The sequence below is a fragment of the Streptomyces sp. YJ-C3 genome (assembly GCF_053891275.1).
The window spans coordinates 7,691,407-7,713,816 of the sequence record NZ_CM132685.1 but is presented as its reverse complement, the minus strand read 5'-3'; the positions used below and the strand labels follow the sequence as shown (position 1 = coordinate 7,713,816).

The 22,410-nt window shown below is 72.3% G+C and carries 16 protein-coding genes and 1 tRNA gene; 9 read left to right on the top strand and 8 right to left on the bottom strand.

Annotated features, from left to right (window positions below; all coding sequences use genetic code 11):
• Positions 1-84 precede the first annotated feature (84 nt).
• Complete coding sequence (locus ACVHNB_RS34795; protein WP_456226708.1) at positions 85-1,602, top strand: YfbK domain-containing protein; 1,518 nt, start codon at positions 85-87, stop codon at positions 1,600-1,602.
• A 100-nt stretch (positions 1,603-1,702) separates the two neighbouring features.
• Here the strand turns inward: ACVHNB_RS34795 and ACVHNB_RS34790 are convergent, their stop codons facing one another.
• The 4 genes from ACVHNB_RS34790 to ACVHNB_RS34775 all read right to left on the bottom strand — a co-directional run bounded on the left by ACVHNB_RS34790 (position 1,703) and on the right by ACVHNB_RS34775 (position 7,375).
• Positions 1,703-4,891: a glycoside hydrolase family 2 TIM barrel-domain containing protein gene (locus ACVHNB_RS34790; RefSeq protein WP_456226707.1), complete on the bottom strand. Its 3,189-nt coding sequence runs from the start codon at positions 4,889-4,891 to the stop codon at positions 1,703-1,705.
• Positions 4,892-5,004: 113 nt separating this feature from the next.
• Complete coding sequence (locus tag ACVHNB_RS34785; RefSeq protein WP_456226706.1) at positions 5,005-5,502, bottom strand: hypothetical protein; 498 nt, start codon at positions 5,500-5,502, stop codon at positions 5,005-5,007.
• A 182-nt stretch (positions 5,503-5,684) separates the two neighbouring features.
• Positions 5,685-6,896 (bottom strand): acyl-CoA dehydrogenase family protein, encoded by a 1,212-nt coding sequence (locus ACVHNB_RS34780; protein ID WP_456226705.1) that lies wholly within the window; start codon positions 6,894-6,896, stop codon positions 5,685-5,687.
• A gap of 11 nt (positions 6,897-6,907) precedes the next feature.
• Entirely contained in the window at positions 6,908-7,375 is a 468-nt protein-coding gene (locus ACVHNB_RS34775; protein WP_428954598.1) for an SCP2 sterol-binding domain-containing protein, read from the bottom strand.
• 159 nt (positions 7,376-7,534) lie between these two features.
• Here ACVHNB_RS34775 and ACVHNB_RS34770 point away from each other — a divergent pair, with 159 nt between their 5' ends.
• The 3 genes from ACVHNB_RS34770 (at position 7,535) to ACVHNB_RS34760 (ending at position 12,000) form a co-directional block, all read left to right on the top strand.
• Complete coding sequence (locus ACVHNB_RS34770) at positions 7,535-8,155, top strand: TetR/AcrR family transcriptional regulator (RefSeq protein ID WP_456226704.1); 621 nt, start codon at positions 7,535-7,537, stop codon at positions 8,153-8,155.
• Between the two features lie 139 nt (positions 8,156-8,294).
• A complete protein-coding gene (locus ACVHNB_RS34765; RefSeq protein ID WP_456226703.1) occupies positions 8,295-10,226 on the top strand; it encodes an AMP-dependent synthetase/ligase in 1,932 nt (643 codons plus the stop codon).
• Positions 10,219-12,000, top strand: coding sequence for a GMC family oxidoreductase N-terminal domain-containing protein (locus ACVHNB_RS34760; protein WP_456226702.1), 1,782 nt, complete (start codon positions 10,219-10,221; stop codon positions 11,998-12,000). The genes ACVHNB_RS34765 and ACVHNB_RS34760 overlap by 8 nt, the downstream gene beginning before the upstream one ends.
• 14 nt (positions 12,001-12,014) lie before the next feature.
• Here the strand turns inward: ACVHNB_RS34760 and ACVHNB_RS34755 are convergent, their stop codons facing one another.
• Positions 12,015-12,446, bottom strand: a complete 432-nt coding sequence (locus tag ACVHNB_RS34755) for a cytidine deaminase family protein (RefSeq protein WP_428954602.1) — start codon at positions 12,444-12,446, stop codon at positions 12,015-12,017.
• Positions 12,447-12,548: 102 nt separating this feature from the next.
• On the opposite strand from ACVHNB_RS34755, the gene ACVHNB_RS34750 reads away from it, so the two are divergent.
• Positions 12,549-12,770, top strand: a complete 222-nt coding sequence (locus tag ACVHNB_RS34750; protein WP_428954603.1) for a hypothetical protein — start codon at positions 12,549-12,551, stop codon at positions 12,768-12,770.
• Positions 12,771-12,952: 182 nt separating this feature from the next.
• On the opposite strand, the gene ACVHNB_RS34745 is transcribed toward ACVHNB_RS34750, so the two are convergent.
• The 3 genes from ACVHNB_RS34745 to ACVHNB_RS34735 all read right to left on the bottom strand — a co-directional run bounded on the left by ACVHNB_RS34745 (position 12,953) and on the right by ACVHNB_RS34735 (position 16,242).
• Complete coding sequence (locus ACVHNB_RS34745) at positions 12,953-14,017, bottom strand: fatty acid desaturase family protein (protein WP_428954604.1); 1,065 nt, start codon at positions 14,015-14,017, stop codon at positions 12,953-12,955.
• Positions 14,018-14,052: 35 nt separating this feature from the next.
• Positions 14,053-15,159, bottom strand: a complete 1,107-nt coding sequence (locus ACVHNB_RS34740; protein WP_456226701.1) for a ferredoxin reductase — start codon at positions 15,157-15,159, stop codon at positions 14,053-14,055.
• 1,010 nt (positions 15,160-16,169) lie between these two features.
• Positions 16,170-16,242, bottom strand: a tRNA-Arg gene (locus ACVHNB_RS34735).
• Positions 16,243-16,567: 325 nt separating this feature from the next.
• Between ACVHNB_RS34735 and ACVHNB_RS34730 the strand changes: the two genes are divergently transcribed.
• The 4 genes from ACVHNB_RS34730 (at position 16,568) to ACVHNB_RS34715 (ending at position 22,330) form a co-directional block, all read left to right on the top strand.
• Complete coding sequence (locus tag ACVHNB_RS34730) at positions 16,568-18,250, top strand: dynamin family protein (protein ID WP_456226700.1); 1,683 nt, start codon at positions 16,568-16,570, stop codon at positions 18,248-18,250.
• Positions 18,251-18,255: 5 nt separating this feature from the next.
• A complete protein-coding gene (locus ACVHNB_RS34725) occupies positions 18,256-20,022 on the top strand; it encodes a GTPase (protein ID WP_456226699.1) in 1,767 nt (588 codons plus the stop codon).
• Positions 20,023-20,119: 97 nt separating this feature from the next.
• A complete protein-coding gene (locus tag ACVHNB_RS34720) occupies positions 20,120-20,593 on the top strand; it encodes a single-stranded DNA-binding protein (RefSeq protein WP_456226698.1) in 474 nt (157 codons plus the stop codon).
• A 306-nt stretch (positions 20,594-20,899) separates the two neighbouring features.
• Positions 20,900-22,330: a TQXA domain-containing protein gene (locus tag ACVHNB_RS34715; RefSeq protein WP_456226697.1), complete on the top strand. Its 1,431-nt coding sequence runs from the start codon at positions 20,900-20,902 to the stop codon at positions 22,328-22,330.
• Positions 22,331-22,410: the final 80 nt, after the last annotated feature.

Below are 22,410 nucleotides of genomic sequence, written 5' to 3'. Positions count from 1 at the left end.
CGGGACGAACACCGGGCCCCCTCGCCACGTCACAGTCACAAGACGCCGACGACACCGGCGCGTGGCGGAGCGGAAGGGGCGGGCATGAGGAAGAGGACCGGTACGGGTGGAGCGCTGATCGCCGCGGCACTCGCCGGCGGGCTGCTGCTCACGGGGTGCAGCGCGGAGGGCGGCGCCTTTGGCGGGGCGGCGGACAGCGCGCGGGGCAAGGCCCGTGCGGACAAGCCCGCCGCCTCGGTCGCGCCGGGCCGCGACCGAGGCGACACGGAGGACTACCGCTCCACGTTCGCCCTCGACGTCGACACCGCCTCCTACGGCTACGCCCGCCGCACCCTCGCCGAGGGCCGGCTGCCCGACCCGGGGACGGTGCGGCCCGAGGAGTTCGTCAACAGCTTCCGGCAGAACTACCCGCGCCCCGAGGGCAACGGGTTCTCCGTCACCGTGGACGGCGCCCGCACCGGCGACGACGGGTGGCGCCTGATGCGGGTGGGCCTCGCGACGGCACCGGCCCCGGCGGACGGTGAACGCCGGCCGGCGGCACTGACGTTCGTCATCGACATCTCCGGCTCGATGGCCGAGGCGGGCCGCCTCGACCTGGTCAAGAAGTCCCTGGCCACCCTCACCGACCAGCTCCGCGCCGACGACTCGATCGCCCTGGTCACCTTCAGCGACGAGGCGCGGACCGTGCTGCCCATGACCCGGCTCGGCGCCGCGGAGGACTCCGCCCGCGACCGGATCCACGACGCGATCGACACCCTCGAACCCACCGACTCCACCAACCTCGACGCGGGCATCCGCACCGGCTACGCCACGGCGGTCGAAGGAGTGCGTACCGGGGCCACCAACCGCGTCGTCCTGCTCTCCGACGCGCTCGCCAACACCGGCGAGACCTCCGCCGACGCGATCCTCGAACGCATCGCGGACGCCCGCCGCGAGCACGGCATCACCCTCTTCGGCGTCGGCGTCGGCAGCGACTACGGCGACGAACTCATGGAACGCCTCGCGGACAAGGGCGACGGCCACACCACGTACGTGTCCTCGCCCGCCGACGCCCGCAAGGTCTTCGTCCGGCAACTGCCCGCGAACGTGGACCTGCGGGCCCGCGACGCGAAGGCCCAGGTCGCCTTCGACAAGGACACGGTCGCCGACTTCCGGCTCCTCGGCTACGAGAACCGGCGCGTCGCCGACGACGACTTCCGCGACGACCGTGTCGACGGCGGCGAGGTCGGCCCCGGCCACACCGTCACCGCGCTGTACGCGGTCAAGCTCCGCGAGGGAGCCGAGGGCCGGGTGGCGACGGCGACGGTCCGCTGGCTCGACCCCGAGAGCCGGGCACCGCGCGAGGCCGCCGGCACGGTCGCCGCGTCCGCGCTCGCCGGGGATCTCTGGGCGGGGTCGACCGCGCCGCGGCTGCGCCTCGCCGCGACCGCGGCGTACTTCGCCCACCGCTTGGGGGGCGGTTCCGACGCGCCGTTCCCCGGTGAGCCCTCGCTCCGTGAACTGGATGACCAAACAAGGAAGTTGGTGTCCGACACGGAGGACGCGGATGTCCGTGACCTGGCGGAGTCCGTGCGGCAGGCGCGGGATCTGAGCGACCTGTGACGGCGCCCGGCGCGTGAAAAGGCCGCGGTCGCGCCCGCTCGATCACCGAGCCGACGCGACCGCGGCCTGTCCGTGGTTGCTCGCGCGGTTCCGCGCGCCCCTACGCGGGGCTTATCCGGTACGCGTAGGTGTAGGTGCGGCCCGCGTGGAGTGTGTACTTGTCCAGCGGGGGCGCGCCCCAGGAGTCGTTGCCGCCGACGCCCGTCTGACGGAGATTGACGCCGAGCACGGTCTCGTCGCGGCGCTTCAGCTCGTAGGGATGGCGGACGTCCTCCAGGTCGGTCGGCGCGTAGTGCAGGGCGCTGAACTCCAGGAACGGCTCGTCCCGCGCCGGGTCCGCGCTGATGGTGACGCCGAAGCCGGTGCGGTCGGTGAGCGACAGGCGGCGCACGTCCGTCATGTTGCCGGTCTGCTGCGGCCGCAGGTACGCGGCGACCTGGTCGTCGACCGTCGCCCGGTACCGGCCGACGAACGCCCCCGTACGCCGGTCCCAGTAGTTCTCCTGCGGGCCGCGCCCGTACCAGTCGATCCGCTCCAGGCCCGCAGGGATCCTCAACAGGGCGCCCACCAGCGGCAGATCGGGCAGCCCGGCCGCCGCGTCGAGGGTGTGGCGCACCCGCAGCTCCCCGTCGCCGCGTACCGTCAACACCGACCGCCAGGCAGAAGCCGCCGGGTTCGTCGGCAGCGTGGCCGTCACCTCGACGATGACCTCGCCCGGCGACGGCTGGGCGACGTCCACCTTCGTCACGTCCCGCTTCGCTCCCGCGTCCCGCCAGGTCGCGGCGGTCTTCTGGAAGCCACGCCCGATGTCGTTGTCGGTGGGCCCGCGCCAGAAGTTCGGCACGGGGCCCTCGGCGAGCAGGGCCCGGCCCTTGATCCGGTACGTGGTGAGGGTGCCGGTCCGCCCGTCGACGACGACCTCGACGTCCCGCCCGGTGATCCGCACCGCGCCGTCCGTCCGGTCGAGCCGGAGCGGCGGGAGCGTGCCGGGCGCCGGGTCGGCCGGGGCCGGTGTGTGCCAGTCGAGGGCGAACTGTTCGGCGGCGACGACATGTCCGGCGTCCGCCCACCGCTCCTTGCGGCGCAGCACGAACGCGACGCCGAGGAGGTACTCGGCGCCGGGCTCCGGGCGGGCGGGCCGCCGGCAGGGGATGCGTACGGACCGGGTCCCGCCGGGCGCGATCGCCGGGGCGGCCAGGCTGCCCTCCTGCACGCGCTGACCGTCCCGGGTGACGTGCCAGCGCAGTTCGTAGACGTCGAGCGCGGTGAACAGGTGCTTGTTGACGACGCTCAGCGAGACCGCGTCCCGGCCGCCGAGGTCGTCGGCGCGCGCCGCCACCGGCTGGTAGACCTTCTTCACCTCCAGCAGCCCCGGGTGCGGGGTCCGGTCGGCGGCGACGAGTCCGTTGCCGGCGAAGTTGCCGTCGGTGGGGTAGCCGGGGTGCCAGTCGCCGCCGTAGGAGAGATAGGTCCGCCGGGAGTCGCCCGGCACGGGCAGCCGGACCGCCTGGTCGACCCAGTCCCACACGAAGGCGCCGTGCAGGTTCGGATAGCGCTCGAAGACGTCCCAGTACTCCTGCAGATTGCCCGTGCTGTTGCCCATCGAGTGCGCGTACTCGCACAGCATGAACGGGGTCGCCTTGCCCGACCTGCCGTACTCCTCGACGGCGTCGGGCTTGGTGTACATCTCGCTGTGCACGTCGGCGATCTCGTTCATGCCCTCGTAGTGCACGGGCCGCGAGGAGTCCCGCTCGCGGGTCCAGTCGGCCATGGCACGGAAGTTGTCGCCCGAACCGGCCTCGTTGCCCAGCGACCACAGGATCACACAGGGATGGTTCTTGTCGCGTTCCACCGAGGACCGCATCCGGTCCACGCAGGCGTCGGTCCACTCGGGCAGGGAGGCGGGCACGGTGTCCCGTACGCCGTGGGTCTCCAGGTTCGTCTCGGCGACGACGTAGAGCCCGTACTCGTCGCAGAGTTCGAGCCAGCGCGGATGGTTCGGGTAGTGGGAGGTGCGGACCGCGTTGATGTTGTGCCGCTTCATCAGCAGGACGTCCTGGAGCATCCGCTCCTCGGAGACCGCCTGCCCGGTGTCCGGGTCGGACTCGTGCCGGTTGGTGCCCCGCAGCATGACCGGTTCGCCGTTGACCGTGAACTTCCCGGGCCCGCAGTCGACCTGTCGGAACCCGACGCGCGTGCGGTGCGTGTCGACGGTCCGGCCGCCGCTGTCCTTGAGGGAGACGACGAGGGTGTACAGGTTCGGGGCCTCGGCCGACCACAGGGCGGGGGAGCGGACCTCGGCCTCCAGCGAGACGTCCTCGCTGTCGCCGACCGCGCCGCTCAGCGTGCCGACGCGGCGCTCGCGGGCGTCGTACAGCACGGCCTCGACCCGGTGTCCGGCGGCCCGCTCGCCCCGCACGGTCGTGGTGAGGGAGAGCGTGGCGTCGCGGAAGGCGTCGTCGAGCCCCGTACGGACGAACAGATCGTGGACGTACGCGTCGTCGGCCGACGGCGTCGAGTACAGGAAGACGTCCCGGAAGATCCCGGACAGGTCGATCATGTCCTGGTCCTCCAGCCAGCTGCCGTCGGACCAGCGGTAGACCTCCACGGCAAGGGAGTTGGTGCCCGCCTTCAGATGCGGGGTGAGGTCGAACTCGGCGGGCGTGTAGCTGTCCTCGCTGTAGCCGACCTGCCGGCCGTTCACCCACACGAAGAACGCGGACTTCACCCCCTGGAAGGAGATCAGGGTCCGCCGCCCGTGCCAGGCCTCCGGCACCTCGAAGGTGCGCCGGTAGGAGCCGACGGGGTTGAACTCCTTCGGCACCGCGGGCGGCTCCGGCTCCTCGTAACCCGTCCACGGATAGGCGATGTTGAGGTAGATCGGCTCGGGGTAGCCCGCCATCTCCCAGTTGGAGGGCACGGTGAGGTGCTTCCAGGCGGAGTCGTCGTAGTCCGGCTCCTGGAACCCGACCGGTCGGGCGTCCGGGTTCTTGGCCCAGTGGAAGCGCCAACTGCCGTTCAGGGAGCGGTGGTACGGGGAGTGTGAGATGTCCGATCTCAGGGCGTCCGTGGTGCTCGCGTACGGGACGAGGCGGCCGGTGCGGGCGGGCTCCCTGTTGACCTGGAACACGCCCGGCCGGGCGTCCCACTCGGGCCCCGCCCCGGCGGCCCCGGCGGCGAACGCCTGCTTCTGCGAGGCGAACGCGGCCCAGCCCGCGAGAGCGGTCCCGGTGGTGGTCGCGAGGAAGGAACGGCGGTTCATCCGGCCCGTGCGGCTGATGCGGCTCATGCGACAGCTCCGAACGGAAGGCGACAAGAACCATCAGCATCGGACGGGTGCACACAGTGACGCAAGGAGGCGTACGTCAACTCATGAGGCGTGCATGTGCCTTTGGGGCGGAGTCAGTCCTCGACGGCCTGGACGAGGACGGCGAAGAAGGTGCCGTCGGTGCCCGCCACCATGCCGTCGAACGTGCACCCCGTCACGCCGCTCCAGGAGTGAGCGTCCTCATGGTTGGTCCACCACAGGGCCCGCGGGCCGAGGAGACCGACGGCACGGGACGCCAGGTCGCGGGCGTCCTCCGGATCCATCAGGGAGCTGCGGTGGGCGAGGTCGACCGAGGCGAACCGGGCCAGCTCCGCGGCGCTTTGGTCCGGGGCCAGCCGCTTCAGGCCCACCTCGATCTCGGTCACGGACGGCTGCTGTTGGACCCAGCTGTCCATCGCGGCCCACTCCGTGGTCGCCCTGCCGGCGATCCGGTGGATCTCGGGAACGAGGTGCCCGCGCCAGGTCGCCGGATCGGCCGGGGCGTGCAGACGGCCGTGCCGCACGTAGGCGCCGCCCTCGGCGAGCCGACGCAAGAGGTCTCCGAGCGTGCTCAGTCGTGCGTGCTGCCGCACCGGCCCTGCCCCCGTCGCTGTATCGGCGCTTCCCTGCCGGGCCCGCAGACACGCCGGGCCCCCAGGGGCCACCCGCCCTACCGTGTCCCCATGACCGACAGCATCCCGCATGTCCCCGCCGCCGGAGCGTCGAGGACGTATACCGCGTACGGGAGCCGGAGCTGCGGCGCGGGCCCGGCGGGCTACCGGATCTGCCGGCCCGAGATCGCCCGGGCGATGACCAGCCGCTGGATCTCGCTCGTCCCCTCGAAGATCGTGTAGATCTTGGCGTCCCGGTACATCCGCTCCACCGGATGCTCCCTGCTGTACCCGGCGCCGCCGAGCACCTGGATCGCCTTCTCGCTCGCGCAGACGGCCAGTTCACCGGCCCGCAGCTTCGACATCGAGCCCTGTCCGGCGTCGAAGACCTTGTCGTTGCGGGCCATCCACGACGCCTGCCAGATCAGCAGCCGGCACGCCTCGATCTCGGTGCGCAGGTCCGCGAGGGCGAACGCGATCGCCTGGTTCTCGATGATCGGGCGGCCGAACGCCTCCCGGTCGCCCGCGTACTCCAGCGCGTACTCGTACGCGGCCCGCGCGATGCCGAGCGCCTGCGCGCCCACGGTCGGCCGGCTCACCTCGAACGTGGACATCGCGGCCTGGCCGGACGAGCGCGTGCCCTCGCGCACGCGGGCCAGCCGCGCGTCCAGCTTCTCCTTGCCGCCGAGCAGACAGTGCCCGGGGACCCGTACGTCGTCCAGGAAGACATCGGCGGTGTGCGAGGCCCGCAGCCCCAGCTTCCGTATCTTCTTGGCCCCTTCGAGACCCGGCGTGCCCGGCGGCACGATGAACGCCGCCTGCCCGCGCGACCCCAGCGCGGGGTCGACGGAGGCCACGACCACGTGCACGTTCGCGATCCCGCCGTTGGTGATCCAGGCCTTCTGGCCGCTGATCACCCACTCGTCCTTCGCCTCGTCGTAGCGGGCCCGCGTCCGCATCGCCGCCACGTCGGAACCGGCCTGCGGTTCCGAGACGCAGAACGCCGCGACCTGCGGGTCGTCCTCGTCGCCGAAGCACTGCGGCACCCACTCGGCCAGCTGGTCGGGCGTGCCGGAGGAGAAGATCCCGGCGACCGCGAGGGATGTGCCGAACAGCGCCATGCCGATGCCCGCGTCGCCCCAGAACAGCTCCTCGTTGGCGATCTGCAGGGAGATCCCGCTCGGGTCGCCGAACAGCTCCGCGAGGGACTCGAACCCGTACAGGCCGATCTTCGCGGCCTCCCGGATCACCGGCCAGGGAGTCTCCTCGCGCTCGTCCCACTCGGCGGCGGCCGGACGCACCACGTCGACGGCGAAGCCGTGCACCCAGTCGCGCAGGTCCTTCTGGTCCTGATCCAGTTCGAGAGAGAAAGCCATGCCGTCGCCCCCTACGCCTTCGGGATGTCGAAGTAGCGGGTCAGGCCGGCCGCGAGCGCGACATCGCCCGCGATCTTCACCTTGCGCATCATGAACATCGTGACGGGCGAGGAGTTGCCCGACACCAGCTTCAGGAAGTCGGCGTCGCCCATGACGAGCGTGACGCGCGGCTCGGCGTCCGAGCGGCCCTCGGTGACGGTGCAGGTCCCGCCGGTGATCTTCGTCTCGTAGACGGCCTCGGGAGTCTCGCCCTGGCCGGTGACCTTCCAGCGGATGAGCGCCTCCAGGGTCCCGGCGACCTCCGGCTTGAACTGCCGCTCCATCCGCCCGAAGACCTCCTTCAGGACGCGGGCGCGCAACGCGCTGTCCTGCGCGATCTCATTGATCTCCTTCGCGGACAGGCCCTTCACGATCCGCGCGAACTCCTCGGGCGTGACGCTCGCGAAGTCGAGGGCCGCGATGTCGTCGGCACCGCTCATGGAACTCTCCTAGGTTGTCCGGCCGTTGATCACTTGGCATGGATCTTACCGCTCAGTAAGCTTACTAATTGGTAAGGTTACGGCGACGTAGGTAGGCTGACAAGAGTGACGGGGACATCGGGAGAGGCTCAAGGGCGCACCACGGGGCGCCGGAAGCGCGTGCCGCGGCAGGTGCGCGAGCAGCAGATCATCGACGTGGCCGTGCGGGTCTTCGCCAAGCGCGGCTATCACGCCGCCTCCGTCGACGAGATCGCCGAACTCGCCGGGATCTCCAAGCCGATGGTCTATCTCTACCTGGACTCCAAGGAGGGCCTGTTCCTCGCCTGTCTGCGCCGTGAGGCCGAGCGGCTGGTCGCCGCGTTCCAGGAGGCCGCCCGCGGCGCCGGCGCCGCGCCCGAACTCCGGCTCTACGCGGGCCTCTCGGCGTTCTTCGCCTTCGTTGCTGAGCACCGCGACAGCTGGGTCGTACTGCACCGGCAGGCCTCCGAGCTGAGCGAGGCGATCGCCGGCGCCGTGGCCGAGGCCCGGCGCGCGGTCATGGCCGAGGTCGCGGGGCTGGTCAGGGACGGCATCACGGACAGCGGCCGGGGCGCCCGGCTCGGCGACGAGGACGCCGACTTCGTCGCGCACGCGCTGGTCGGCGCGGCCGACTCGCTCACCGACTGGATGGAGCGCAACCCCGGTCAGCCGCCCGAGGGGATCACCCTGCGCCTGATGAACATGGTGTGGGTCGGCATGCGCGACGTCCTCGACGGCAAGGCGTGGCTGCCGGAGCGCTGACGTCGCCGGGTCCGGGTGCCCGGCCTCGCGGGCGGATTCGCGTACGACCCATTGAATTTTCCTTACGCATGAGTAAGTTGACTCCCGAGTAAGTTCCCCGTTCCATCGAACGCCAGCCGCCGCGCGACCGGGAGCCGACATGGGCGTACGCAAGGATCTGAAGCGGGCCAGGAAGCGCAGCGACCTGGCGGACCGCGCGAAGGTCGACCTCGTCAGGGACGAACGGGGCGTGGTCCGCGAGGCCCGCGCCGCGCCGCTCGCCACACCTCCGTCGGACGGCTCCACGCCCGCCGGCATCCCGTTCGTGAACGCGGCCGAGGCGCCGGACGCGGTCGTCGTGCGGCGCAAGGAGGCGGGGGAGTGGAAGCCGGTCACCGCCGCCGCCTTCGCGCGGGAGGTGACCGCCGCGGCCAAGGGGCTGATCGCCGCCGGGCTCGAACCGGGCGGCCGCGTCGCCCTGATGTCCCGCACCCGCTACGAGTGGCAGGTCCTCGACTTCGCGATCTGGGCGGCAGGCGGCCAGACCGTGCCGGTCTACGCGACGTCCTCGCCCGAGCAGATCGAGTGGATCGTCCGGGACTCCGGCGCCCGGCTGCTGATCGTGGAGACCGAGGCGAACGCGGCCGCCGCGGCGGCCGGACTCGCCGCCCTGCCCGCGGCCGACCGGCCGCGCACCTGGCAGCTCGATGCCGGTGCCGTGCTCGAACTCGCCACCCTGGGACGGGAGATACCGGACGAGGAGGTCACCAAGCGGCGCGCCGCCCTGACCCCCGACACCATCGCGACCGTCTGCTACACGTCCGGCACCACCGGCCGCCCCAAGGGCTGCGTCCTCACCCACGGCAACCTGTACGCGGAGGCCGCCAACACCGTCGAGCTGCTGCACCCCATCTTCAAGGCCATCACCGGACAGTCCGCCTCGACCCTGCTCTTCCTGCCGCTCGCGCACATCCTCGGGCGGACCATCCAGGTCGCGTGCCTGCTGGCCCGGATCGAACTCGGCCACTGCCCGAGCATCAAACCGGACGAGCTGCGGCCCGAACTGCGCTCGTTCCGGCCGACGTTCGTCGTCGGTGTGCCCTACCTCTTCGAGAAGATCCACGACACCGGGCGGGCCACCGCGGAGAAGATCGGGCGCGGCGCCTCCTTCGACCGGGCCGACCGGATCGCCGTCACGTTCGGCGAGCGGAGCCTGGCGCGGTTCCTCGACGGCGGGCCGGGACCCGGGCTCGGTCTCAACCTCGCCACCGGCCTCTACGACCTGCTCGTCTACCGCCGCGTCCGCAAGGAACTGGGCGGGCGGCTGCGGTACGCGATCAGCGGCGGCTCCCCCCTCGACCGGGGCCTCAACCTCTTCTTCTACACCGCAGGGATCGTCATCTACGAGGGGTACGGCCTGACCGAGACGACGGCCGCCGCCACCATCACGCCGCCGCTGCGGCCCCGGCCCGGCACCGTCGGCCTGCCGGTCCCCGGCACCACCATCCGGATCGCGGACGACGGGGAGGTGCTCATCAAGGGCCCCATCGTCTTCGGCTCGTACTGGCAGAACGCCGCCGCGACGGACGAAGTCCTCGACGCCGACGGCTGGTTCGCCACCGGCGACCTCGGCGCGCTGGACGACGACGGCTATCTCACCATCACCGGCCGCAAGAAGGACATCCTCGTCACCAGCGGCGGCAAGAACGTCTCGCCCGCCGTCCTGGAGGACCGGCTGCGCAGCCGGTCACCGGTCGGCCAGTGCATCGTCGTCGGCGACAACCGCTCCTACGTCGCCGCCGTCATCACCCTCGAACCGGAGTCCGTCGCCCACTGGCTGAGCGTGCGCAAACTCCCGGCCGACACCCCGATGTCCGAGGTGATCGCCGACCCCCGGATCGTCGCCGCCGTGCAGAAGGCCGTCGACTTCGCCAACGAGGCCGTCTCGCGCGCCGAGTCCATCCGCAAATTCACCCTGGTGGAGGGCGAGTTCACCGAGGACAACGGGCTGCTCACCCCGTCCCTCAAGATCAAACGCCCGGCCGTCATGGCGGCCTACGAGCGGGAGATCGAGGAGCTCTACGGTGCCTGACTCCTCCCCGGCCGAGCACCCGGACGACCTTGACCACGGCAGTGGCGGTGAAGGTGACCATGACTACGACGTCATCGTCGTCGGCTCCGGATTCGGCGGCTCCGTCTCCGCCCTCCGCCTGACCGAGAAGGGCTACCGGGTGGGCGTACTGGAGGCAGGGCGCCGCTACACCCGCGACACCCTTCCCCGTACGTCCCTGAAGCTGCGCGACTACCTGTGGGCCCCGCGCCTGGGCATGTACGGCATCCAGCGCATCCACCTGATGAAGAACGTGATGGTGCTCGCGGGCGCCGGGGTCGGCGGCGGCTCGCTGAACTACGCCAATACGCTCTACGTCCCGCCGCCCGCCTTCTTCCAGGACCGGCAGTGGGCGGACATCACGGACTGGCAGGCCGAACTCGCCCCGTATTACGACCAGGCGCGGCGCATGCTGGGCGTGCGCACCAACCCGACCACGACCGAGGCCGACGAGCTGCTGCGGGCGGCGGCCGGGAAGATGGGCGCGGGGGACACCTTCCGGCTGACGCCCGTGGGCGTGTTCTTCGGCGACGGGCGGGACGCCGACACCACGACAACGGCCGCGCCCGGCACCGAAGTTCCCGACCCGTACTTCGGCGGCGCCGGCCCCGCCCGCACCGCCTGCACCGAGTGCGGCTCCTGCATGACCGGCTGCCGGGTCGGCGCCAAGAACAGCCTCACCGAGAACTACCTCCACCTCGCCGAACGGGCCGGCGCCGAGGTCCGCCCGATGACCACCGTGACCGCCGTCCGTGAACTGCCCGCCGACGCCGGGTACGAGGTCACCACCGTGCCCACCGACAGGCCCCGGCGCGGCCGCCGCACGGTCCTGCGGGCCCGCCGTGTCGTCCTGGCCGCGGGCACGTACGGCACCCAGACCCTGCTGCACCGCATGAAGACCGACGGCACGCTGCCCCGGCTGTCGCAGCGGCTCGGCGTGCTCACCCGCACCAACTCCGAAGCGCTGGTGGGAGCGCTGACCTGGCCGCGCCGCCTCGGCCGCAAGGACATCGACTTCACCCGCGGCGTCGCCATCACCTCCTCCGTCCACCCGAACCCCACCACCCACATCGAGAACGTCCGCTACGGCAAGGGCTCCAACCTCATGGCCCTGATCTGCGTGCCGCAGTACAGGCAGAACCTGCCGAAGCCGGTCGCCGCCGCCCTCGCCTTCCTGTCCCATCCCGTGCTGGTGGCGCGCACCGTGCTGCTGCGGCGCTGGTCGGAGCGGACCATCATCGGGCTCGTCATGCAGACCCACGACAACTCCCTGACGACGGGCCTGACCCGGCGCGGGCTCCTCACCGCCGGACAGGGCCACGGCAGCCCCAACCCCGTGCACATCCCGGAGGGCTGGCAGGCGGCCGGACTGATCGCCGAGTCGATCAACGGCTTCGCCGGCACGAACCTGGGCGAGCTCCTCGGCAAGCCCCTCACCGCCCACTTCCTCGGCGGCTGCGCCATCGGCGACTCCCCGGAGCGCGGCGTCATCGACCCCTACCACCGGCTGTACGGGCATCCCGGCATCTCGGTGGTGGACGGCTCGGCCGTCTCCGCGAACCTCGGTGTCAACCCGTCCCTCACGATCACGGCGCAGGCCGAGCGGGCGATGTCGTACTGGCCGAACCGGTCAGAGCCCGACCCCCGGCCCCGGCAGGGCACGGGCTACCGGGAACTGGCACCGGTGAAGCCCCGCTCGGCGGTGGTGCCGACCGGGGCGTACGGCGAACTGCGGCTGCCGTGGGACCGGGCCTGAGCCGACTCGGCGCTTCACCCGGCGTCCTGATCGGCGTCGAGCTGGTGATCGGCCCACACGTACGTGGCGGGCAGCAACTCGCCGATCCGGAGCGTTCGGACCGGCTCGCCCGTGCCCTGGCCGACGATGACCTCGATGTCGGGGAAGTAGTCGAACAGGGCCTGGCGGCACCGGCCGCACGGCGGAACGACGCCCCGGTCGCGGTCGCCCACGGCGACGATGGTGGTCAGCTCGTACGCGCCCTGGGCGGCGGCCGTGCCGATGACGACGAGTTCCGCGCAGGGGCCGCCCGTGAAGTGATAGGCGTTCACCGCGGTCACGATGCGGCCGTCCCGGGCGCGGGCGGCGGCGGCCACGGTGTGGTTGTCCCCGCGGCAGCGGGTGCGGGCGACGTGGGTCGCCGCCTCGACGAGCTCGTGGTCGACGTGGTGTGCCTGCGTGGTCATCGTCTCCGCCTCTGCCTGGACCCTGCTCTGTCGCCGCCGCTGTCATTCAGGGTCTCAGGGGCCTCACCATTCAAGGCCTCCGGGGCGCATACTGACGTCACGATGACGAAGCCTCCCGCGCCCCGGCGCCATCTTCCGACAAGCCCCTTCAACGCTCCGTCCGCCGCACCGCCCAAGCACTTCGAACTGGGGGACCGGGTTTCGCACGACCGGTACGGTCTGGGAAGGATCATCGGCGTCGAGAGCGGCGTGGCGATGCTCGTCGACTTCGGCTCCCGGCAGGCCCGCATCAGCAGCCCTTACACGCACATGGACAAGCTCTGACGCTCGTGCGCGGCGCCACCGGCCCCGGACGCCTCCCGTGACCGACCGGAAGGCGACCGGGGCTTCGTCGTCGCCCGCTTGCCCGGCCCGGCGGTTCGCGGGCTTCGGCAGCGGAAGCCGGCAGCCGGGCCCGACAGCGGCGCGGTCCAGCCGCCTGCGCCCGTCCGCCGTCCGCGCCGGCCTCAGGACGGCAGGGCGTGGCGCAGTACGCGGCGCCACATCGATGCGTACTGGCGCCACAGGGGTCCGGTGACGTACGGCAGGCCGTAGCGGGCGCAGATCTCCTCGACGCGGGGGGCGAGTTCGGCGTAGCGGTTGCTGGGCAGGTCGGGGAAGAGGTGGTGTTCGATCTGGTGGCTGAGGTTGCCGGAGAGGACGTGGAACAGCGGGCTGCCCTCGATGTTCGCGGAGCCCTGGATCTGCCGCAGGTACCACTCGCCCCGGCTCTCGCCCTCGATCTGCTCCTCGGTGTACGTGAAGGTGCGCACGTCGTCGGGGAAGTGACCGCAGAAGATGATCGTGTGTGCCCAGATGTTGCGGGCGGCGTTGGCGGTGAGGTTGCCGAGCAGACAGGGCACCGCGCTGGGTCCCGCGAGGAGCGGGAAGAGCAGATAGTCCTTGGCCGACTGGCGAACCGCCTTGCGCAGCAGGCCGGTTGCGTCACCGAGCAGGGCGCGCAGGCTCTTGCGGCCGGCCGGTACCGCGTCCACCTCCAGGTCGTACAGGGCGATGCCCCATTCGAAGACGGGCGCGAGCAGGGCGGCGTACAGCGGCTGGAGCAGGTACACCGGGTGCCAGGGCTGGTCCGGGGCCATGCGCAGGACGGTGTAGCCGAGGTCGCGGTCGCGGCCGACGACGTTCGTGTACGTGTGGTGCAGGTGGTTGTGGGTGTGTTTCCAGGCGTCGGGCGGGGTGACGAAGTCCCAGTCCCAGGTGGTCGAGTGGATCGCCGGGTCGCCGAGCCAGTCCCACTGGCCGTGCAGGATGTTGTGGCCCAGTTCCATGTTCTCCAGGGTCTTGGCGACCGCGAGCAGGGCGGTGCCCGCCACCCAGGCGGGCGGCAGGAGGGAGACGGCGAGGGCGCAGCGGCCGGCGACCTCGCAGCCGCGCTGTACGGCGATCACGGTGTGGATGTAGTGGGCGTCGGCGGGGCCGCGGGCGGTGACGATCTCGGCGCGGAGACGGTCGAGTTCCCGGCCCAGGTCCTCGGCACGGGTTGCGTCGGGTGCGGTGGCGGGCTGCGCCATGAGGACTCCTCGGAAGAGCGTTGGTGGTGCCGGCCTCAGAGGTCGAGCACCAGGGGACCCGCGGCACCGTTGACGCAGGTCTGGATCAACTCACCAGGGCCGCCGTGCGGTTCGCCGGTGCGCAGATCGCGCACGCGCCCGTCGACGAGCGGGACGAGGCAGCCGAAGCACAGACCGCGTCGGCATCCGTAGGGCAGCGGGACGCCCGCCGCTTCGCCGACCACGAGGAGCGGTGTGCCGGCAGCGGCGTCGGCCTCCACGCCGCTGCGCGCGAACCGCACCCGGCCGCCGACCGCGTCCTCGCCGTGCGGCAGCACAGGTGCGAGGCGGAACCGCTCCACGCGCAGTCGGTCCTGGGCGTCCGCGGCCGCCCACTGCCGTTCGGCGGCGTCGAGCAGCGCGGCCGGTCCGCATGCCCAGGTGTCCCGGTCACGCCAGTCCGGGCAGAGCGCGGCGATCCGGTCCGGGGTCAGTCTGCCGTCGTGACGCGTGTGGGTGAGGCGGACCCTGAGCCACGGCGACGCTGCTTCCAACGAGGCCAGTTCGGCACGGAAGAGACACTCGGCCGGTGTCGGCGTGCTGTGCAGGAGCACGGTGTCGGGCACGGGGCGGCGGCACCGGGCGAGCGTGCGCAGCATCCCCATGACCGGGGTGATGCCGCTGCCCGCCGTGATGAACAGGATGCGGTCGGGCAACGGATCGGGCAGCGTGAACTCGCCCTGCGCCGGGCCGAGTCGGAGCACCGTGCCGGGCCCGGTGCGGTGCACCAGGTGAGGGGAGACACGGCCGTCGGCGTGGGCCTTCACGGTGAAGGTGACCTCACCGGGCCCCGCCCCCTGCCCGAGCGGTGGTGACGGCGACGTGATCGAGTACGTACGCCAGTGCCGTACGCCGTCGAGCTCGACGCCGACCGGCAGGTACTGCCCGGCCCGGTGGCCGTGCCAGCCCCTGCCGAGACGGATCGTCAGGGTGGCCGCACCGGGCACCTCCCGCCGTACCGCGGTGACCCGGCCCGCAGGATGCCGCGCCGACCACAGTGGATCGAGCATGCCGAGATAGTCGTCCACGGCGAGCGGGCTGGTCAGCCGGTTCACCACCGACGCCCACGGAAGGGAACGCGGAACCCGGAACCTCCAGGCCATGCGGGCCCCCTTCGCTGCGGTCTGCGGCGCCTGATCCAGGCGCCGCAGCACCCGAGCGAAGCACACAACACGGCGTGCCACACCACCGCCGGAGGCTTCGCGCCATGCGCCGCATGGCGGGTTCGCCACCGGTCCGGATCGGATGCGCCGGTGTCGAGGTGGCGCGGGGCACCCTCGCGGACGGTACGGGCGCCCCGGCCGAGGGGCAGCCACGGCGAACACCGGCCACCGTGCCGGCGGGACGGCGGCCAAGTCGGTCCGGAAAAGGGCGAGTCCGGTGCCCGCGACGACGAGTAGCGCGCGGTCGATCGGGCGGCCGCCTTGAGCGCGTCGGGCCGAAGCCCCCACACCTGGCCGCCCGTACCGGAATCGGCGCATCCAGACTGGTACCGCGGCCCCGTACCGCCCCTGTCCTGGGTCGGGCTAGTCTGAATGAGTACAAATCAGCCGCGCTACGACGGCTCGAGGCAAAGTCCCCGGCCCCTGGACGCTTCTGGCACTCCACCGCAGAGAAGACCGCGTCCTGGCATCTCGGCCCGGGCACCCCACCCTTCCCTGACCCACCCCTGCGGGGACATCCCCGCAGCCCTGCACGGCCGGTTCCCTATCTGCGTCAGCACGGACCCGGTCCCATGCCCTTCAGGCCTGTTCCAACCAGGGCTTACTCCCGCATGCCCCGGTGCCGGAGGGCTGGTGCGCAGTGCCGCCGTGGAGAGGACACGGCGGCACTGCGCCGATGGCCGCCGCCGACCGGTCACCCAGCCCCGGCGGCGGCCTCACGCACGGCGCCATGGACAGGCGCGGCTCGACGCCCCGGACCGGGCAGCAGCGATCTTGGCCTGGATGAGGTGCCGATCCCGGGCCGGGGAGCGGCTTCACGCCTTTCTCACCGCCTTGCACTTCACCCCCGCGCCGCCACAGGCGCCCGCCCCGCCCCCTTCCGGGCGAGCAGGGGCATCCCGTGCGGACAGCAAAAAGGCCCTACCGAAGTAGGGCCCTGTGTGGAGAGGCGCCCCCGGCAGGACTCGAACCTGCGGCCAAGCGCTTAGAAGGCGCCTGCTCTATCCACTGAGCTACGGGGGCCGGTGTGTGGCCGGTGGCTTGGACGGATGTGGGGGAGATCCGTGACCTTGCCGGGGACAAGGATAGGGCTCCCGGGTCCCGGTCCTTGCTGCTTCGCCTCCGTGGCTTGATGTGGAGGTTCAGTGAAGCGGTCCTGATAATCGCAGGTGGGTACGAATCCTGCATCGCTTTTGGCGTCTCACGCCCCGGGTGTTGTGCACTCGTTATGCCTGCGCCCCCTGCCTCCCCTTCCGTCCCGCTGTGTGCTTCCTGTGCGGTATCGGGCGCCTTGTTCGGACCCCGGTGCTCTGCCGCTGGTGTCTTATCGGCGCGCAGAGGTGGTCATATGCTTCAGAAAGCCACCAAAATTGGGCATTCTTCACATGTGGTGACCTTGGACGTACGGCCTCAGCTGCTCGACGCACTTACCGCGCTGCGCGACCGTGTCGCCGCCGCGCGCTTTCCGCTCCCCCTCGCGGGGGCGCCACGCGCGCGTGCCAACCGCGGCGAGTTGCTCGCACAGCTCGACGACTACTTGGTGCCCCGGTTGCGGGACCCCGAAGCGCCGCTGCTCGCGGTGATCGGGGGTTCCACGGGCGCCGGCAAGTCGACCCTGGTGAACTCGCTCGTGGGGCGCGTGGTGAGCGAGGCGGGCGTGCTGCGGCCGACGACGCGTACCCCGGTGCTCGTCTGCCATCCCGACGACCACCACTGGTTCTCCGGGATGCGGGTGCTGCCCGACCTCACGCGCGTGTGGGTGCCCCGGCAGGCGGACCTCGAGTCCGACGGCGAACCGGACGAGGACGAGGAGCTCGCGCCCCTCCTCGAGGACGGGGAGCGGGTGTTGCGGGTGGAGACCGCGGGGACGCTGCCGCGCGGGCTCGCGCTGCTCGACGCGCCGGACGTCGACTCGCTGGTCGCCGAGAACCGCCTCCTCGCCGCCCGGCTGATCAGCGCCGCCGACGTGTGGGTCATGGTCACCACCGCCTCCCGGTACGCCGACGCCGTGCCCTGGCATCTGCTGCGTACCGCCAAGGAGCACGACGCCTCCCTCGTCACCGTGCTCGACCGCGTGCCGCACCAGGTCGTCGCCGAGGTGTCGCGGCAGTACGGCGCGCTGCTCGCCAAGGCCGGGCTCGGCGAGGTGCCCCGGTTCACCGTGCCCGAACTGCCCGAGTCGACCGGCAACGGCGGGCTGCTGCCCGCCACCGCCGTCGCTCCGCTGCGCGCCTGGCTCACCCATCGCGCCCAGGACCCCGCCGCCCGCGCCCTCGCCGTGACCCGCACCGCCCGGGGCGTGCTCGACTCGCTGCGGGTCCGGATGCCGGAGCTGGCCGCCGCCGTCGCCGCCCAGTACTCCGCCGCGGTCCGGCTCACCGCCGCCGTCGAGGACGCGTACGAGAGCGAGCACGCGCGCGTACGCACCCGGCTGCAAGGAGGCGCCGTGCTCACCGGGGACGCCCTGAAGCGGTGGCGGAGCCATCCGCTGGACTGTTCGGCGGGTGAGCTGCTCGACGCGCTCGTGGAGAGTCTCGGCGCTCTGCTGCTGTGCGCGGCGACCGCCGCCGACGAGCGGATCGACGAGGCATGGCGCCGCGACCCGGGCGGCCACGCCGCCGAACTGAACACCCGCGATCCCGAACTGGAGAGCGCCGAGCACCGCATCGGGATGGCCGTACGGCGATGGCGGCGGGTGCTCGAGGAGTACGCCGAGGAAGAGGTGCGCGCCGTCGGCGACGCGCAGGGCTCGACGCCTCCCGACCCCGAGGTCGTCGCCGCGCTCGTGGCCACCGCCCTGCTCGGCGGGCGGCGGGCCAGGTCCGCCGGCGAGACCCTCGCCGAGCGGATCGGGGCACAAGGCGCCCTGCGTCTGCGCGATCGCGGCGGCCGGCTGCTGAGCGAGTACCTGGACACCGTCCTCGGCGCCGAACGCGAGCGCCGCCTCGCCCCGCTGGACACGCTCGGCGTCGGCCCCGAACCCCAGGCCGAACTGATCGCGGCCCTGTCGCTGCTGCAGAAGGAGAGGTGAGGACGGTGACCGCCGTCACGGACCACGCGGATCACACCGAACGCGCCGAGCCCTGGGACGACGGGCTCATCGCACGCCGCGCCGGAGGTCTGCCGGGCGAGGCTTTCGAGACGCCGGCGGGCCCGGGAGCGTACGACGGCAGGCGTGACGGGCGGCTGGAGCAGCGGCTCGACGCGCTGCGCGAGCTCGTCGGGCTGTCCCGGACGCGGCTCGACGGCGCCACGCTCGCCGAGGCCGGGCGCGTCCTGGACGAGGCCGCGGCCCGGCGGCGGCTCTCCGAGCGGCACACCGTCGTCGCCGTCGCCGGTGCCACCGGGAGCGGCAAGTCGACGCTGTTCAACGCGCTGGCCGGCGTACCCCTTTCGGAGACGGGACTGCGCAGGCCCACCACCTCCGCGCCGATCGCCTGCAGCTGGACGGACGGGGCGGCCGGGCTGCTCGACCGGCTCGGGATCCCGGGACGCTCGCGACGGCGCCCGCTGCAGGGACACAACGGCGAGGCCGCCCTGGAGGGCCTCGTCCTCGTCGACCTTCCCGATCACGACTCCGCCGCGCCCGCGCACCGCGAACAGGTCGACCGGGTGCTCGCCCTGGTGGACGCGGTGATCTGGGTCGTCGATCCAGAGAAGTACGCCGACGCCATGCTCCACGAGCGGTACCTGCGCCCCATGGCCGGGCACGCGGAGGTCATGTTCGTGGTCCTCAACCAGACCGACCGGCTGCCGGGGGACGCCGCCGAGCAGGTCCTCGACGATCTGCGGCGGCTGCTCGACGAGGACGGCATCGCGGTCGGCGAGCACGGCGAGCCCGGCGCCACCGTCCTGCCGCTGTCGGCCCTGACCGGCGAGGGCGTCGGTGAACTGCGCGACGCGCTCGACCAGTTCACGGCCGAGCGGCTGGCCGCCGCCCGCCGGATCGACGCCGATGTCGCCGCGGCCGCCGACCGCCTGCGGCCCGTGTACGCCGCCGGGCGGCAGCTGGGGCTGAGCGAGGCGGCCCGCGAGGAGTTCGCCGACCGGCTCGCCGACTCGGTGGGCGCCGCCGCCGCGGGCCAGGCCGCCGAGCGCGCCTGGGCGCGCGGCGCGAACAAGGCGTGCGGGACGCCGTGGCTCAGGCTCTGGCGCTGGTACGAGGCCCAGCGCGCCCTCACCACGCCCGCGCAGGCCCCCGCGGCGCCCGCCGACGAGGAGGCCACGGCACGCCAGCGCGTCGAGCACGCGGTGCGGGCGGTCGGCGACGCCGCCGCGAGCGGACTGCCGGCCGCGTGGGGGCAGGCCGTGCGGGAGGCCGCCGCGCGGGGCGCGGAAGGGTTGCCGGAGGCGCTCGACGAGCTGGCCGTGGAGGCCGACTCGGCCCACGGGGGCGGCGGCCGGACCGCCGCGACGCCCTACGCGACCGGGGTGCGGCCGCCGCGGCCCGGCTGGTGGCCGGTGGCCGTGTTCGTCCAGGCGTCCATGACGGTCCTTCAAGTGATCGGCGGCCTCTGGCTGCTGGGCCAGATCGTCGGCGTCCTCTCGCCGAACCTCGGCGTGCCCGTGCTGATGATGCTCACGGGGATCGTGGGCGGCCCGTGCGTCGAGTGGTCCTGCCGGATGGCGGCGAAGGGGCCCGCGCGGCGGTACGGCCAGGAGGCGGAACGGCGCCTGCGGGACGCGGCCGCGGCCTGCGGCAGGGCGCGGGTCCTGGACCCCGTCGCGGCGGAGCTGCTGCGCTACCGGGAGGTGCGCGAGCAGTACGTACGGGTGGCCGGGTTTTCCACAACCGGCCGGTAGGGCACAGGCGTCGGCGCGGTTCGCGGTGCCGGGGCAGTCTGGGATCGCGGCTCGGGGCGGGCTCGGGCCGCGATGCGGACGGGGAGGGACGCACGACATGAACGAGACGCTGCTGACCGTGGTGGGGAACGTCGCGACGACGCCGGTGTACCGGGAGCTGCCGACCGGACCGGTGGCCCGGTTCCGGCTCGCGGTGACCCCACGCCGCTTCGACGCGGTGCAGAACGCATGGGTGGACGGGCACACGAATTTCTTCACGGTGTGGGCCAGGGGGACGCTCGGCTCGAACGTGCAGGGATCGGTGTCGATCGGTGAACCGGTGATCGTGCAGGGCCGGTTGAAGGTGCGCGACGAGGAGCGGGGCGGCCAGCACTGGACGTCGGCGGACATCCAGGCGACCGCGGTCGGACACGACCTGTCGCGCGGCACGTCGGCGTTCCGTCGGGGCATCAGGAGGGCGTCCGCGGACACGGAAGAGGCGCAACGGGCACAGCAGGAGCAACAGGCGGAGCGGGCACAACAGGCCAGGGACGAGCCGTCGTTCGAGATCGAGCCGGAGCCGGTCGGGTGAGGGGCCGCGGTCGTCGGACGCCGGGTGACCGAAGTGTGGCTTATCTGCGGCTGCGTTCCGGCGATTTGTCGATAACCCCAGTTCGTGGCCGCTGTTGGCGATAACGATTACGAGTCGGATTGGTTGCCTGGCGAAGCCTCCGGGGATCGTGATGGGCCGCGTCCTTAGGATGCCGGGCGTGGCCCAATGGGCCGTAGGGGCTTCAACAGATTCAAGGGCCAGCCGAATTGCACTGGTTCGCATGATGCTGCCGGCGGGACACACCACCCCCCATGTGTCACAACGTCCTGCCTGAAGGGGAATTGCGTGTTTTCTGTGTTCTCACGGGCCGGACGTCGTGGGCGGGGCGCCGCTCGCCTCGCCGCGGCGGCCCTGCTGTCGGGACTGGCGGTGACCGGGGCGATATCCGGCACCGGGACGGCCTTCGCCGACGACGGCACCAAGGAGCAGGGCGGAGCGAGCGCCACGATAGGCGGCCTGGAGACGTACGGGTCGGCCGTGATCCACGACGGCGGGCGCGACGAGCGGGTCTCCGCCGGGCTGTTCCGGATGACCGTCGACGGCGGTGGGACGCTGCAGACCTACTGCATCGACATCCACAACCCGACCCAGACGGACGCCAAGTACCAGGAGACGGCCTGGAGCGGCACGTCCCTGAGCGGCAACGCGGACGCGGGCCGGATCCGCTGGATCCTGCAGAACTCGTACCCCCAGGTCAACGACCTCGCCGCGCTCGCCCGCAAGGCCGGAGCCGGCAGCCTCACCGAGCAGGACGCCGCGGCCGGCACCCAGGTCGCCATCTGGCGCTACTCGGACAAGGCCGATGTCGACGCCGTGAGCCCCGCCGCCGAGAAGCTCGCGGACTACCTGCAGAAGAGCGCCCGTGACCTGGGTGAACCGCAGGCCTCGTTGACCCTGTCGCCGGGCGCCGTCTCGGGGCGGCCGGGGGAGCGGCTCGGCCCGGTCACCGTGCACACGAACGCCGACGCGGTCACCGTGACGCCGCCGGCCGAAGCCGCCACGGACGGCGTGACCGTCGTCGACAAGGACGGCAGGCCGGTCACCTCCGCCGTCGACGGCAGCCAGATCTTCTTCGACGTGCCGAAGGACGCCTCGGCGGGTTCGGCCGCGCTGACCGTGCAGGCGTCGACGACCGTGCCGGTCGGCCGCGCCTTCACCTCCGAGTCGCGCAGCCAGACGCAGATCCTCGCGGGCTCCAGCGAGTCCATGGTCGACGCGACCGCCACGGCGAACTGGGCGGGCACGGGCCCGGTGCCGGCGCTGTCCGCGCGGAAGAACTGCGCGAAGAGTGGCCTGGACATCACCGCGGTCAACAAGGGCGACGAGCCGTTCACCTTCACGCTGATGGACGTCGAGTACACGATCGACGCCGGGGCCTCCCGGACGGTGACGATCCCGCTCCAGGAGGACCAGGCGTACGACTTCACGATCACGGGGCCGCACGGCTTCGAGAAGCGGCTGCGCGGGGTGCTCGACTGCCGGACCGTGGCCGACGCGGCCGGGGCCGACGACGACGGCGGCCTCACCACCCAGACCACGACGCAGCCCAGCCCGGCGTCCGTCGGCGGCACCGGCGCCGCGGGCACGGACCTCGCCGAGACGGGCAGTTCCAACGCGACGCCGGTGATCGCGGGCATCGCCATCGTGCTGGTCCTGATCGGTGGCGCCTCCGTCTTCCTGGTCCGCAAGAAGAAGACGCCGACCGAGGGCGAGTAACCCCGTCCGCTCCCGTTTCCCCGCTCCGCCGACGGCCGCACCGGCCGCCCGGCGGGGTGGGACGCACATCACCGTTGCAT

Coding starts and splice junctions, on each gene's coding strand:
- ACVHNB_RS34795 (WP_456226708.1), top strand. CDS start 85: ATGAGGAAGAGGACCGGTACGGGTGGAGCGCTGATCGCCGCGGCACTC.
- ACVHNB_RS34790 (WP_456226707.1), bottom strand. CDS start 4,891: ATGAGCCGCATCAGCCGCACGGGCCGGATGAACCGCCGTTCCTTCCTC.
- ACVHNB_RS34780 (WP_456226705.1), bottom strand. CDS start 6,896: ATGGCTTTCTCTCTCGAACTGGATCAGGACCAGAAGGACCTGCGCGAC.
- ACVHNB_RS34775 (WP_428954598.1), bottom strand. CDS start 7,375: ATGAGCGGTGCCGACGACATCGCGGCCCTCGACTTCGCGAGCGTCACG.
- ACVHNB_RS34765 (WP_456226703.1), top strand. CDS start 8,295: ATGGGCGTACGCAAGGATCTGAAGCGGGCCAGGAAGCGCAGCGACCTG.
- ACVHNB_RS34755 (WP_428954602.1), bottom strand. CDS start 12,446: ATGACCACGCAGGCACACCACGTCGACCACGAGCTCGTCGAGGCGGCG.
- ACVHNB_RS34750 (WP_428954603.1), top strand. CDS start 12,549: ATGACGAAGCCTCCCGCGCCCCGGCGCCATCTTCCGACAAGCCCCTTC.
- ACVHNB_RS34745 (WP_428954604.1), bottom strand. CDS start 14,017: ATGGCGCAGCCCGCCACCGCACCCGACGCAACCCGTGCCGAGGACCTG.
- ACVHNB_RS34740 (WP_456226701.1), bottom strand. CDS start 15,159: ATGGCCTGGAGGTTCCGGGTTCCGCGTTCCCTTCCGTGGGCGTCGGTG.
- ACVHNB_RS34730 (WP_456226700.1), top strand. CDS start 16,568: ATGCTTCAGAAAGCCACCAAAATTGGGCATTCTTCACATGTGGTGACC.
- ACVHNB_RS34720 (WP_456226698.1), top strand. CDS start 20,120: ATGAACGAGACGCTGCTGACCGTGGTGGGGAACGTCGCGACGACGCCG.